Annotated in this window: 6 protein-coding genes; all 6 read left to right on the top strand. The window is 40.8% G+C overall.

Annotation, left to right across the window (positions count from 1 at the left end):
* The first annotated feature begins 165 nt into the window (after nt 1-165).
* The 6 genes from ACEQ81_RS05420 to ACEQ81_RS05395 all read left to right on the top strand — a co-directional run bounded on the left by ACEQ81_RS05420 (nt 166) and on the right by ACEQ81_RS05395 (nt 14,321).
* Nucleotides 166-3,264, top strand: coding sequence for a SusC/RagA family TonB-linked outer membrane protein (locus tag ACEQ81_RS05420; protein WP_411029829.1), 3,099 nt, complete (start codon nt 166-168; stop codon nt 3,262-3,264).
* Nucleotides 3,265-3,290: 26 nt separating this feature from the next.
* Entirely contained in the window at nt 3,291-4,907 is a 1,617-nt protein-coding gene (locus ACEQ81_RS05415; protein ID WP_411029828.1) for a SusD/RagB family nutrient-binding outer membrane lipoprotein, read from the top strand.
* 130 nt (nt 4,908-5,037) lie between these two features.
* Nucleotides 5,038-8,343, top strand: coding sequence for a VCBS repeat-containing protein (locus ACEQ81_RS05410; protein WP_411029827.1), 3,306 nt, complete (start codon nt 5,038-5,040; stop codon nt 8,341-8,343).
* A 3-nt stretch (nt 8,344-8,346) separates the two neighbouring features.
* Entirely contained in the window at nt 8,347-11,484 is a 3,138-nt protein-coding gene (locus ACEQ81_RS05405; RefSeq protein WP_411029826.1) for a DUF5107 domain-containing protein, read from the top strand.
* 76 nt (nt 11,485-11,560) lie between these two features.
* Nucleotides 11,561-13,390, top strand: a complete 1,830-nt coding sequence (locus ACEQ81_RS05400; protein ID WP_411029825.1) for a sodium:solute symporter family protein — start codon at nt 11,561-11,563, stop codon at nt 13,388-13,390.
* 1 nt (nt 13,391) lies between these two features.
* Nucleotides 13,392-14,321 carry a DUF4434 domain-containing protein gene (locus ACEQ81_RS05395; RefSeq protein ID WP_411029824.1) on the top strand — a complete coding sequence of 310 codons (930 nt, stop codon included), beginning with the start codon at nt 13,392-13,394 and terminating at the stop codon, nt 14,319-14,321.
* The last annotated feature ends 10 nt before the right edge of the window (nt 14,322-14,331 follow it).

Below are 14,331 nucleotides of genomic sequence, written 5' to 3'. Positions count from 1 at the left end.
AAAATTTGTGCATAAAAAGTGTTTCGCCCAAAAATGTGTCATTCAGCTATTAGGCTCTGTTGTTGGTCGAAAAACATTTGCAAAATTTTAACAAATCCTAAAATTAGCTAGCTAAGCTAACAAATTTGAATCATCAAACGATTTAATTAACTAAACTCGAGAAAAATGTTCAAAAAATTACATGGTTTTATTATGCTTATTGCCCTTCTTGGTAGCACTGTTGCTATGGGGCAGAGTAGGACGATTACCGGAGTTGTTACTAGTGCTGCTGACGGCGGACCGCTGCCAGGAGTTAACGTGGTAATACAAGGAACAACGACCGGATCACAAACAGATTTCGACGGAAATTATTCAATTCAGGCCTCAACAGGGGATGTTTTGGTATTTTCCTATTTGGGTACACAGACCCAAACCGCTACAGTCGGATCTTCTGATTCCATCAACATTACTTTACAGGAAGACGCCAGTCAACTAGATGAAGTAGTAGTTACGGCACTTGGTATTTCTAGACAAAAGAAATCGCTGACCTATGCCACACAGAGCGTGGATACGGAAGAGTTAACCCAAGCAAGATCTGTTAACGCAGTTAACGGATTAAGCGGTAAGGTTGCCGGTCTTTCAATTACTACCGGATCAAATGGTGTTGGTTCACCATCCAGAGTGTTATTGAGGGGTGCTCGTTCAATCAATGGTAGTAGCCAACCACTATATGTAGTGGACGGTATATTGCTGAACGGAGACATCTCAAATATTAGCCCGGACGATATTGAGAATATTTCCGTGTTAAAAGGTGCAAACGCTGCGGCCTTGTACGGTAGTAGAGCCCAGAATGGAGCGATTATCATTACCACAAAATCAGGTAAAGGTGCAGCAGAGGGTGTCTCTACAAGCATTGGTTTTACCTCTACTTTCGCAGATGCCATTCATCTTTTAGAATTTCAAGATCAATTTGGTCAGGGATCGGCAGGTATTTATGCTCCTGCAGCAACTACTTCTTGGGGGCCACGTTTAGACGGCAGTCCGGTAGCTCACTGGTCCAATGACACTAACTTTGCCGATTTCGGCGGAACTTATGCTTTTTCTCCGCAATCGGACAATGTAACGGATTTCTTCCGCTTAGGTCATAATATTGCAACTAACCTTGCAGTAAACATTAATAAGGAGGATTCCAATGTTTATTTGGGGTACACCTATACCGATGCTGGAGGTATTATTCCAGGCAACGATTTGGATCGCCATAGTATTACCGCACGTGTTAATGCGAATATCACCGAAAAATTAACAGTAGATTCTAGAGTAAACTACATTAGAGATAATTTTTCCAATGTCTTGGCTACAGGTGAAGGTTTTGATAACCCACTACGTTACCTCTATATTTTACCTAGAAACATAAGGACTTCGGATTTAGAGCATTTTAGTTTCACCAACGATGAAGGAAAACTTAGACAACACTATTTCCTACCTGGTTTTAATGGTGGTGGTAACCCTTATTGGACCATTAACAATGTACTAAACCCAAGATTGGATGAGCGTGTTTTAGGATTGTTATCTTTAAAATATCAGATTACGGATGATTTGTCCATTATGGGAAGGTCTACTATTGACAGAACTAGCCGAGCTGAAGAAAATCTTTGGTATAATGACACGTATACAGTGGCAAACAATGGTCAATATAGAAAAAGAGCAAGTAATTCCTATGACTGGAACACCGATATGCTTATCAACTACAACAAGGACATTACAGAAGATTTCAAGATAGATTTAAATGCAGGTGCAAACCATAGGGCATTTAGGTTTAGTGAATTAACGGGCCAAGGCTCTACGTTTACAATCGAAAACTTTTTTGCATTGAGCAACACATCCGAGCCTACAGCTACTGAGCTTTTTGATCAATTTGAAGTACAGTCGGTTTACGCATTTGCTGAGTTCTCCTATAAGAATGCACTCTTCCTTAATGTTACGGGAAGAAATGATTGGAGTTCAACGCTACCGGAAAACAATCGTTCCTATTTTTATCCATCTGTTGGTTTAACCGCTGTTATCAGTGATTTAGTAGAAATGCCAGAATTCTTCAACTATTTAAAGTTGAGAGGATCTTGGGCAGAAGTGGGTAATGATACCAATTCCTTTAGTCTTTCTAGAAGGGCAGATATTAGAAGTGGAACTTTGGCCATTAACCCATTACAGCCCAACCCAGACTTAAGGCCAGAAACCACGAGGTCTACAGAAATTGGTGCTGACATGCGTTTTCTACAAAACAGATTGAGAATAGATTTTACCTGGTATAAAACAAACAGTTTCGATCAAATCTTTAGGACTCCAACACCTTCTGGTTCTGGTATTGCTGCCCGTTTCCAAAACGGAGCCGATATCCAAAACTCTGGTATTGAAGTTGTATTGGGAGCAACGATCATAGACAAGCCCGATTTCTCTTGGGACATCGATATCAATTTCGCCAAGAACAACAGTGAAGTTTTGGAAATAGCTGAAGGTTTCGATGATTTGGTTATCAATTCTGATTTCATCCGCGAATTTAAATTGGTTAAAGGCGGTGAATTTGGTGATGTATTCTCCAAAGGTTTTGAGCGAGATGACCAAGGAAGAGTTGTAGTAGGTGCCGATGGATTGCCATTGACCACACCTGGTAAGGACGATGTGCTGGTTGCCAACTTCAATCCAGATTGGTTGGGAGGCATCAGAAATTCCTTCAGATATAAAAACTTTAACTTAAGTACGTTGATCGATATTCGCCAAGGAGGTTCTATCATTAGTTTTACTGAAGCTATCTTGGCCGCCGATGGAGTTTTGGATTATACCGCTCAAGGTAGAGAAGGAAGCTTTGTTTTCGGAACCGATGTCTTTCCAGGTGAAACCGCTGTCCTAGAAGATGGCTCACCTAACAATATAAGTACAAATGCCGAAGCACTATGGGGTACCTTAGGTGGTAGAAACACTCCCGTAGGAGAAGCTTTCATTAGAGATGCTTCTAACATTAGGCTAAGAGAGTTGGTATTGGGTTATTCCATTCCACAAAGTATACTTGCAAAGACCTTTTTAAAGTCCGCCAGTGTTTCCCTTGTAGGAAGAAACTTGTTCTTCATTACTAATAAAGCGGAAAATGTAGATCCTGAATCATTAAACACTGTTCAGGTTAGTCGAAATGACACATCTGGCAACAATCAAGAGGTTTCCGCAGCAGGTAGGGAAGCATTTGCACCCCCTACAACACGTACTTTTGGTGTTTCATTAAACTTTGGATTCTAAAAAATTGTAACTTTAAAAGAAAAAACATGAAAAACAAAGTAATAACAAAATTAGGTTTCGGTATTCTGGTTGCCTTTCTGATGGTGAACTGTACCGATGATTTTACGGAGCTAAACTCGGATCCGAAGAACTTTACGGAAGATGCGGTAACGCAATCGGAATATCCGTTATTTGTAAGAAGGGCGCTGTATACGCCAAATTACCTTCCCTTTGAAAACCCAAATCAGGGAGGTGATGCTAGAGGTTCGTTCCAATTAGGGCATTCACTTTTCTCGGACGTATACGCCAATTATTTTGCCACTACGGCAGCCTTCTTTTTCAGTGATCAGTTTAGACTAGAGGGTAGTTGGTTAAACGGGGCCTACCGGTATTTTTATACTCAGGCCGCTCCAAATATCAAGATTGCGGAAGATACCGCTGCTGAATTAGGGTTCGATTTGGAAAATGCCATGATGAAAGTATGGCGTGTATATGCTTATCATAGAGTTACAGATTATTGGGGGCCTATACCTTACTCCAATTTTGGTAACTTGGAAAGCACTGTTCCCTATGATTCCCAAGAAGCTATTTACAACGACTTCTTTACCTCTTTGGACGAAGCCGTAGCTGTTTTAAAAGCCAATGCGGGAGGTACATCCTTTTTAGGAGGGGACGATATTATTTATAGTGGATCTGTAGACGCTTGGATAAAATTTGCAAGTAGTTTGCGACTACGTTTGGCACTCCGTGTTAAGTATGTTGAGCCTGGAAAAGCACAAACTGAAGCTGAAAAAGCAATTGCCGATGGAGTTATGTTAGGGAATGCCGACAATGCAGTGTTATCTACCAATTCAAGTTTTAGAAATCACTATACTACAATTACCCAATGGGGTGAATTTAGGATGAGTGCAGATATGGAAAGTATCCTTAAGGGATATCAAGATCCTAGGGTAGCCAGCTATTTTGCTGAAGCGGGCACTCCAGATCCTACCGATGATCCTGCAGGGGTGGTCTTCAACTATGAAGGTATGCGTAACGGACAATCTACTTCCGATAAGCAAGGAACGGATTTCAATAACCTAACATCCGATATGGCTGGTCCTTTTACTACTCCAGATTCTCCCGGACCTGCAGTAGCAGTTATTAGATCTGCCGAGGTCTTTTTCCTAAGGGCAGAAGGTGCACTTGAAGGTTGGGCCATGGGAGGAACAGCTGTAGATCTTTACAATCAGGGAATTGTGGCTTCTCATGAAGAACACGGATTTTCTGGAACTGACCTTTCGGGTAACGACTATGTAACCAGTACCAATGTACCGGCAGCAGCAGATGCTTCCAATCCACCGGTATCTACCGTTCCTGTAGCATATAACGCAGCGGGAACAATGGAAGAGCAGTTAGAGCAAATCATTACACAAAAATGGATAGCATTATATCCAGATAGTGAAGAAGCTTATGCTGAAAGAAGAAGAACTGGTTATCCTACGCTGTACAACAGATTAAATTCAGTAAACGTAAATATAGCTGTTGACGAACTTCCTAGAAGAATGACTTACGTTTCCAGTGAATATGCAGACAACCTAAGTGCTGTTGAAGAATCTGTAAACACCCTACTAGGCGGTCCAGACCTTGGAACCACAAAACTTTGGTGGGATAAAAAGAACTAAGTTGGTTGAGTTAGTTTTGAGTTGTAAAAAACGCCAATGAAATCCTATTGGCGTTTTTTTTATTCTCAATTTCAATGGTAATATTTAATAAAACTGTGTAAACTTACATGTAATTGTAAAGTCGTGCACTATGAAATCATTTCACAAAAAAATTCTTCCTTTCCTTGTTTTGTCCATCATCTTTTCTTGTCAAAGAATCAATGATGATAAGCTATTTTCGGTTATGCCCGCTAGCAAAACCAGTATCAAATTTAAAAATTTGCTTAGGGAGACCGAAGAATTCAACGTTTTGGAATACGGATATCTATACAATGGTGGAGGTGTAGCAATAGGTGATATAAACAACGACGGCTGGTCCGATATCTATTTTACCGGTAATATGGTAGGCAGCCATCTCTACCTTAACAAAGGTAATTGGGAGTTTGAAGAGATTGCAAAATCCGCGGGCGTATTTGCCGAAGGCCTCTGGAATACCGGCACTACCATGGCCGATGTTAATGGAGACGGGTTTCTAGATATTTACATATGCCGTTCCGCCGCCAAAAACCCGGCAAAAAGAAAAAACCTATTGTTCATTAACAATGGGGATCTAACCTTTACAGAAAAAGGAGCGGAATACGGCGTGGACGATTCCGGATACTCTACCCAAGGTGCTTTTTTTGATTATGACAAGGATGGCGATCTAGATCTTTACGTACTTAATCATTCTACACAAGAATATGCCGGTTTTGGCCAAATAACGGCCTCTCTTAAAAACCGTAAAAACCCATCTTATTCCGATAAGCTTTATAGAAACGACAATGGTAAGTTTACCAATGTAAGTGATGCATCCGGACTTATTTCTAACGTATTGGGCTTTGGACTTGGCATAGCCATATCGGATCTTAACAACGACAATTGGCCAGACCTCTATATTTCCAATGACTATAATGAGCAAGACTACCTTTATATAAACAATCAGGATGGTACGTTTACCGAAAGTTTGGAAAAATATATTGGGCATACTTCGCTCTTTTCCATGGGTTCGGATATAGCGGACATAAACAACGACGGCTTTACCGATATCTTTACTTTGGATATGCTCCCCGAGGGGAACTACCGACAAAAAATGGTTTCCGGACCCGACAACTACGATAAATATCAATTATTGGTCAACTCGGGCTTTTACAACCAAACCATGCGCAACATGCTGCAATTAAACAACAATGGGCAATCCTTTTCAGAAATTGGTCAACTTTCAGGAATTTCCAATACCGACTGGAGTTGGGCTTCGTTATTTGCCGATCTAGACAATGACGGCCATAAAGACCTATTCATTACCAATGGATATAAAAAAGATTATACCAATATGGATTTCATGAACTACGCTGTTCAAGAAAAAATGAAAGAAGACCAGACCGGCCAGCAAACGGCCATTATGGAACTACTAAAGGAAGTACCCTCTACAGTAGAAGAAAATTATGTTTACCATAACAAGGGAGATTTAACCTTCAATAAGGCAAACCAAGCATGGGGCTTAAATCAAAAATCCCTATCCAACGGAGCCGCTTATGGCGATTTGGACAATGATGGGGATATCGATCTGGTCGTAAACAACATTGAAGCAGAAGCCTTTGTGTATAGGAACAATAGCGAAAAACATAATGCCAACAATTATCTCAAAGTTAGTCTTAAAGGTTCGGGCAAAAATACATTTGGCATTGGAGCCAAAGTACAGATTACGGTCAACGATCAGATAATCACTCAAGAACATGTTCCTACAAGGGGGTACCAATCCTCGGTAGACCAAAACTTGGTTTTTGGACTAGGAGAATCTACCCAAATAGAATCCCTTAAGGTAACTTGGCCCAATAACAAGGTGCAAGTATTACAAAACGTTGCCGTTAACCAAACCTTGGTGCTAAAACAAGCCGAGGCAAAATTTAAGGAACAAGAGACGCAACTTACCGGGCAAACATATTTTATAGATGCTACACAAGACAGCCTTATCAACTACAAACATACCGAAAACCAGTTTGTAGATTTCAAAAAACAACAACTGCTGCCCCACAAATTATCTACCCAAGGCCCCAGAATTGCCAAAGGCGATATTAATGGGGATGGCTTGGAAGATGTATTCATTGGGGGTGCCAAAGGATCCATAGGAAGTTTATACCAACAAAATACCGCTGATTTTCTACATAGACCGCAGCAAGCGTTCAAAGATGATTTGGAAAGTGAAGATGTGGATGCCGTTTTTTTTGACGCCGATAACGATGGTGACCAAGATTTATACATTGCAAGTGGAGGCTATGAATATTCCGTTGATTCGCCAGAACTCCAGGATAGACTCTACCTTAATTCCGGTAACGGAAATTTTAGGAAAACAACAAAAGCACTTCCTAAAATGCTAACAAGTAGTTCTTGTGTAAAGGCGAGTGATTTTGATTCGGATGGCGATTTGGATCTTTTTGTAGGCGGCAGATCCGTGCCTGGAGAATACCCTACAGCAACCAGAAGCTATATCCTAAGCAACGACGGCAATGGAAATTTCTCCGATGTCACCGAAAGTGTAGGTCCTGCTTTGAAAAACCCAGGGATGGTAACCGATGCCATTTGGACCGATTTTAACAATGATGGTCTGGATGACCTAATCGTAATCGGTGAATTTATGGGCATCCGTGCTTTTGAAAATAAGGCTGGTAAACTAAGTTATGTAGACGTATTAACAGATTCCCAGGGATGGTGGAATGCTATTGAAGAAGGAGATTTCGATGCCGACGGAGATATGGATTATATCCTTGGTAATTTTGGGAGCAACTCACAAATAAAAGCAAGTGTTGAAGAGCCTGTTCAGTTATTCGTTAGCGACTTCGATAATAACGGATCTATAGATCCTATCCTCTGTTCATACATTATGGGAGAGAGTTATCCTGTATTCTCTAAAGACGATCTTCTTGGTCAACTAAACGGTCTTAAAAGTAGGTACATCAACTACGCTGATTATGCAGACCAGAAGATAACGGATATTTTCAACGCTGAAGAATTGGCCAATGCCACCGTTTTGGAGGCCAAAACATTCTCTACCTCCTATTTGGAAAATTTAGGAAACAACCAGTTTAAACTATCTGCCTTACCCTTGCTTTCCCAATTTTCCCCTGTTTTTGGAATTTTAGTACAAGATTTCAACCAAGATGGGCATTTAGATGTGCTCCTAGGGGGCAATTTCTTTGGTACACGGGTTAAATATGGTAGATACGACGCCAATATGGGTCTATTATTATTAGGCGATGGACATGGAAATTTTGACCCCTCAAGTAATCTAGAAAGTGGCCTTAATATTAATGGCGAAGTAAGGGACATAACTTCCATAACACTATCGGACAAAAGAGAACTTATACTCGTTTCTAGAAACAATGAGTCACTAAAAACATATACCTCACCACCTAAAAACTAAATCATGAAATCTTTTAATCGTTTCCTTGTATCGCTAATTTTGGTAGCCCTAGCAACGATACAGGCAGTCGCCCAATCCGTAAGCATAAAAGAGGAAATTGTCTCTTTGGATACCTACGATTTTGGAAAGCCCAATCCCGTGCCCATTCTTTCAGACAATCCAAAGATCTTTCCTTATTTCAAATTTGAAGAGTACCAACACACTTCCCAAAAAAAAGATTGGAAAGTGGTAACCTTGGAGAACGATTACATAAAGGTTTTTGTATTGCCAGAAATTGGCGGAAAGGTATGGGGTGCCATAGAAAAAAGTACGGGCAAGGAGTTTTTATACAAGAACAAAGTAGTTAAGTTCAGAAATATTGCCATGCGCGGACCTTGGACTTCGGGCGGTATCGAATTTAACTTTGGAATTATTGGCCACCACCCATCTACGGCAACTCCGGTAGATTATTTAACCAAAACCAATGCCGACGGCAGTGTCAGTTGTTTTGTAGGCAATATAGATCTTCCTTCGAACACCAAATGGTGGGTAGAGATAAGGCTGGAAAAGGATAAAGCATTTTTTGAGACCAACGCCTCATGGTACAACGCTTCACCTCTAAGCGAATCTTATTATAATTGGATGACTGCCGCCGCTGTGGCTACTTACGATCTGGAATTCATTATTCCAGGAAATGCCTACGTAGAACACAATGGAAATGCCCATGCTTGGCCGGTAGATGATAAAGCAAGGGACTTGTCTTTCTATAAAAATAACACTTTCGGACCTTCAAAATCTTATCATATAGTTGGTGAGTACAATGATTTCTTCGGAGGTTATTACCACGATTCCCAATTTGGTTTTGGGCAGTGGGCGCCTTATGAAGAAATGCCTGGGCAAAAGCTTTGGCTATGGGACCTTTCCCGAGCAGGAGGTATTTGGGAAGACCTGCTTACCGATTCCGATGGGCAATACATAGAATTTCAGGCAGGTAGGCTTTTCGACCAATATTCTGCTGGCGCCACCAATCCGATAAGTCAGGTAGGTTTTGACCCTTATATGATGGATCGTTGGAGTGAAATATGGTTCCCCTACAAAGAAATAGGCGGCATGGTAGATGCTTCCGGTCATGGTGTTCTTAATGTTGAAATAAAGGATAATGAAACCATTGTAGGACTCAATGCCCTACAAAAGCTTGATCAACAACTCCAAATTGTGGTTAATGGGGAAACGGTTTTTTCGGAAAAACTGAATTTAAACCCTATGGAAATCCTTTCTACAACGATTACCACAAATGCGTCCGACAAAATTGAGGTATCTGTGGAAGGAACCGAACTTCATTACAATAACGACCCTGAACGCAACCTTTTAAAAAGACCTTTTTATCCGGACGATAATTTAAAGGTATCCTCCTCTGAAAAACTCTTATTCGAAGGTACGGAAGCACTAGAGTATAGGGCCTATGATGAAGCCAATAAAAATTTGTCAAAACTTATAGAGCTAGATCCATCCCACCAAGCGGGCCTTATTAAATTGGGTGAGCTGGCTTATAGAAATGCCAATTACGACACCGCTTTGGAGCATGCCAATACCGTATTGCGACTGGATACTTATAATTCAGCGGCCAATTACTTGGCCGGAATTACCTACAGGGCAAAAAAAGACGCTCTAAACGCTCTAGAATCTTTTGGTTGGAGTGCTAGGGATGCCAAATACAGGTCCGTTTCCTATGCACAAATGGCAGAATTGCATTTGGCCGCAAAGGAGTATCAAAGGGCCAAAATGTATGCCCATAAGGCCTTGGACTTTAATACCTATAATTTAAATGCAAGACGTGTGCTTGCCGTAGTTGCCAGAAAACTAGGTAGTGATACCACATTTCAAACAGAAATCGGTGCACTCTTAAAAATAGATCCTCTAAATCATTTTGCTGCAGCGGAAAAGGCCTTTAAAGCCTCCTCCTCTATTACTCTAGAACATTTTGGCCATATTACCAACGAGTTTCCGGCTGAAACCCTTATGGGTGTTGCCATGCAATACCAAAATCTTGGGATGACTACCGAAGCCCTTGCATTATTATCCCTTAAACCAAAGACCGTAAAGAGCAAATTATGGACGGCCTATTTATTGCGCAATACGGATAAAACAAAAAGTGATGCTGTGCTAAACGAGGCAATGAATAGCACTTCGAATTTTGTTTTTCCATATAGAAGAGAGACACTGCCGGTACTTCAATGGGCCTCGGAACAACTGGGAAATTGGAAATTGAAGTATTATTTGGCCCAGAATTACCTGGCCCTTAATCAAGGAGCCAAGGGTAAATCTCTAATAAAGTCTCTCGGTAATACACCAGATTCTGATGTCTTCTATAGATTTAGAGCTAAAATTCTAGAGGACGAAAGTTTCGAGAACAAAGCTCAGGATTACCAAAAGGCAATGCAATTAAATCCCAAAGATTGGAAGGTTTGGGAAGAAACGATACAGTTTTATCAATCTTATAAAAAATTTGATGACGCCTACAAATTGTCGCTAAAAGCCTATAAGAAATATCCCGGCAACTACAACATTGGTCTGGCGCATGCCAAATCATTGGTAAATACCTCTAGATATTCAAAAACCATAGATGTACTTAAAGATATTAGGCTGCTTCCCTATGAGCACGCAAGCGAAAGTAGGGTAATTTATGAAAGTGCCCATTTAGGCCTTGCCCAATCGTTATTTGAAAAAAACAATTTCACAAAAGGCATAGCCATCTTACAGCAATCTAAACTATGGCCAGAAAACATAGGGTCGGGAAAACCGTTTTCGCCAGATGAGCGGATGCAGAATTATATGTTGGCACTTGGACAAAATGCCCAGGGAGAAACTGCTTTGGCTGAAGAATCCCTTAGAGCCATTTCGGAATATGATCATAGTCATTTGAGCAAAAACAACCTAAGCCATCTGTTTAGTCTTTTGGCTTATAAAAAGTTAGGCTTAAACACAAAATTGGACCAACTAACCGCTTCCTTAAAGGAAACTTCAAAAACAGACTCAAAAGCCCAACTTATTCTCGCATTTTATAACAACGACAAAGCTGTACTTGGCACTCTAAAAAAGGAAGGTAACACAGATCCTATTGCATGGAAAATAATGGAATACTGTATAGAGCATCCCTGGTAGCAGATTTGCGTATAAAAATGACCAATACAACCAATAATTAAATGCATCAAATAAACCCACCTAACCACAACCATATATGAATTTGTCATTTTGGGATATAGGGATTGTTGTTACTTATGTGGTTGGAGTACTGGCCTTAGGTTTCTATTTATCCAAAAAATCCTCCAAAAATCTAGAATCTTACTTCTTGGGAGGAAACGAATTGCCGTGGTATTATCTAGGGTTAAGTAATGCCTCGGGTATGTTCGATATTTCGGGAACCATGTGGACCGTAGGCATTCTCTTCGTTTACGGCTTAAAAAGTGCCTGGTTGCCATGGCTCTGGCCAATTTGGAATCAAGTCTTTGTATTTGTATACCTGGCCGTTTGGATGAGACGTTCCAACGTAATGACGGGCGCCGAATGGATAACCTTTCGTTTTGGTGATGGAAAAGGGGCTAAATTATCTCATATTATCATCGTTATTTTCGCGGTCATCAGCGTATTGGGTTTTATCGCTTATTTCTTTGAGGGCATAGGAAAATATTGTACTTCTATCCTCCCCTGGGACATGGCCTTTGAAATATTGGGTTACGAGATTTCTTCGGCACGTAGTTATGCTCTTATTATATGCGGCCTTACCTCCCTATACACCATAAAGGGTGGTATGCATAGCGTAGTGGCCACGGAAGTAATGCAATTTGTAATTATGACCATTGCCTGTTTTGGTGTTGGTATTGTTGCATACAATATGGTAGATGCAGAGCAAATAAGCCAAATGGTTCCTAATGGTTGGAAAGACCTTTCCTTTGGGTGGAATTTGAATCTAGACTGGAGCAACAGTGCATTTCCCCAAGTAAACAACAAAATAAAAAGCGACGGTTTCGACCTTTTTGGCATTCTCTTTATGCTAATGGTATTAAAAGGTATTTTTGCTTCCATCGCCGGCCCCGTGCCAAGCTACGATATGCAACGGATCTTAGCGACCCGAAAACCATCGGAAGCCGCAAAAATGAGTTTTTTAACCGTTTGCGTATTGTTCATTCCGCGCTATTTCATGATTATCGGTTTTGCGGCCCTGTCTTTGGTGTATTTAGGGCCAGAACTGGCCGCTATGGGCGAACATGTAGATTTTGAACAGATACTTCCCCTGGCCATTAATAAATTTTTACCCGTGGGTCTAAAAGGATTGATGTTGGCAGGGTTTTTGGCCGCCTTTATGGGTACATTTGCCGCTTTTGTAAATTCGGCCCCGGCATATATCGTTAACGATATTTACAAGAAATACATTAATCCCGGCGCACCCGATAAAAAATTGGTGCGGTTAAGCATAATTTCCTCCCTTGCCTTAGTAATGGTAGGCATCATTTTTGGTTTCAACGCTGGTTCATTGAACTCCCTAATCTTATGGTTAAGCTCAGGTCTTTATGGGGGTTATGTGGCCGCAAATGTGCTTAAATGGGTATGGTGGCGTTTTACCGGGCAAGGCTATTTTTGGGGAATGTTATTTGGGTTGGTGGCATCAACTGTAAAGTTATTCTTCTTTGAACACTACGTGGATATTTTTGTATTTCCCATAATTTTATTGATCTCCTTGGCCGGTTGTATCCTAGGCACCTATATGCAACCACTGCCAAACAGGGATCAGGTGAAACAATTTTACAAACAGACCAAGCCGTGGGGCTTCTGGGGGCCTATTAAACAAGAAGTAATGCAAGAAGATCCAACTTTTATCCCCAATTTGGATTTTAAACGAGACGGATTTAACGTGCTCGTGGGAATTGTATGGCAGATGGCACAAGTGGTTATACCTATGTATTTTATGTTGCGCCAAAATACAGAAATGGTTATCTGGTGCGCTGTACTGATCTTTACAAGTTATTTGTTGAAGAAGTACTGGTGGAACCACTTGGACAAAACGGATTGATATGCGTATCACAGGAACTTTTTTGGATGAAATAAGTCATGATATCCCCCATCAGAATTGGGGAGCAAAAGAATGGGAAAAAGACTTTGCCCATATGCAAAAAATAGGTATAGATACCGTGGTGTTGATCCGTGCCGGCTACCGAAATTTTATCACCTATCCTTCACCTTACCTCATCAGCAAACACGGGTGTTTTAAACCCCCGATAGATCTTGTTGACCTGTTCCTAAACCTTTCCGATAAGTATGGGATGACTTTCTATTTTGGTATTTACGATAGTGGAAAATATTGGGATACCGGTGATATGCGCCATGAAATTGATGTAAACCTAACGGTTATTGAAGAGGTCTTCCAAACGTACGGACATTACAAAAGTTTTGGAGGTTGGTACCTAAGTTTGGAGTTAAGCAGAAAAACCAAGGGAGCAGTAACCTCAATTGCCCAATTGGGACATCATTGCAAATCTATTAGTGGTGGACTGCCTGTATTGATATCTCCTTGGATCGATGGTAAAAAAGCAGTGGTTGCGGCAGATAGTAGGCTTACCAAAGAAGATGGTATTTCTCTTGATTTGCACAAAAAAGAATGGGATGAGATCTTTGATGGTATTAAAGGCGCTGTTGATATTGTTGCTTTCCAGGACGGTCATGTAGATTATAACGAGTTAGAAGATTATTTAACCGTAAACAAAGCATTGGCGGATAAGTATGGAATGCAATCCTGGACCAATACCGAAGCATTGGATCGGGACATGCCCATTAAGTTCCTTCCAATTAAATTCGAAAAAATGTTGTTAAAGTTGGAAGCCGCCAAACGTGCCGGTTGCGAAAAAGCCATAACCTTTGAATTTTCGCATTTCATGAGCCCACAGTCGGCTTATCCTCAAGCGCATCATTTATACAATCGGTATAAAGAGCATTTTCAAATTTAACAACGTAATT

It is taken from the genome of Spongiimicrobium sp. 3-5 (assembly GCF_046557915.1).
GTDB lineage: Bacteria > Bacteroidota > Bacteroidia > Flavobacteriales > Flavobacteriaceae > JBHEBG01.
Note: the sequence above shows the minus strand (reverse complement) of the source record. Positions and strands in the feature narration are given on the sequence as shown.